General features: G+C 40.1%; 1 protein-coding gene. It reads left to right on the top strand.

Annotated elements, in window-relative coordinates:
* Positions 1-221 precede the first annotated feature (221 nt).
* The coding region (locus LF95_RS22885) for a hypothetical protein (protein WP_143182163.1) at positions 222-569 on the top strand (348 nt) is incomplete at its 3' end.

Below are 569 nucleotides of genomic sequence, written 5' to 3'. Positions count from 1 at the left end.
ACGCCGGACATTATTGAAAATGCGCCTAAGAAATTGCACCTAGCATGGTGGAAATGGGCCGTTTTTCCGGTAGCAAAACTGCCGGAGGATATTGATCAACGTGCGGAAGAGTGGTTGCGATTACATCAGAAAAATGAGGCATGAGATCGGAATATAGTAATTGTAGGGTTTTTGTCTCCGCATGGATAATTCTTTGAGCATAAAGGTGTCATAAGTCCAATATGTTAAAATCAAAGAAATCAGGGTTGGGCATAACGCTGGAAAAATATGTTAACGCGTCACAATTTGAAGGGATATCACGTATTTCCCAGGATATTGTTGATGTAGAGAAATATGATTTTGGTCGTCGGAAAATGATTGCGGGTATTACCGCAGTTGCTACTTGGATCAGTACTGTAAGATATGCGGTTCTACCTTATCTAAACGGCGGATTTGAACAGATTGATCATTTTTTAGGTCTTTTAGGGCGTGGATATTTATGGGGGGTGGATGAAAGTTGGAGAGAATCTTATTTGAATGATTGTTTGCGAAATCATATCTTGGCTTGTAAAAATACGACAACGCCATTG

The sequence above is a fragment of the Thalassospira sp. TSL5-1 genome, assembly GCF_001907695.1.
Classification (GTDB): Bacteria; Pseudomonadota; Alphaproteobacteria; order Rhodospirillales; family Thalassospiraceae; genus Thalassospira.
Note: the sequence above shows the minus strand (reverse complement) of the source record. Positions and strands in the feature narration are given on the sequence as shown.